This window comes from Clostridium sp. CAG:43, from assembly GCF_000434655.1.
Lineage (GTDB): Bacteria > Bacillota > Clostridia > Lachnospirales > Lachnospiraceae > Otoolea > Otoolea fessa.
The window spans coordinates 2,291-2,499 of sequence record NZ_FR895086.1 but is presented as its reverse complement, the minus strand read 5'-3'; the positions used below and the strand labels follow the sequence as shown (position 1 = coordinate 2,499).

Annotated in this window: 1 protein-coding gene; it reads left to right on the top strand. The window is 52.2% G+C overall.

The window, feature by feature from the left end:
• Positions 1-3 precede the first annotated feature (3 nt).
• On the top strand, positions 4-209 hold a 206-nt coding region (locus QVO97_RS12735; protein WP_369678392.1), incomplete at its 3' end, for a PASTA domain-containing protein.

Below are 209 nucleotides of genomic sequence, written 5' to 3'. Positions count from 1 at the left end.
AATCTGGTTGTTTCACAAAGCGTAGAACCAGGACAAGAACTGGAGGAAGGAGCCCGGATTGTTTTAACAGTCAGTATGGGAGCGGAACCAGTGAGGGAACAAAAACCAGTCAACCAACCGACACAGAAAAAGTCAAATACACAGACGCAGCAACCAGCACAACCGGCACAGTCGGCGCAACCGGCAGCACCGGCACAGTCAGCACAACC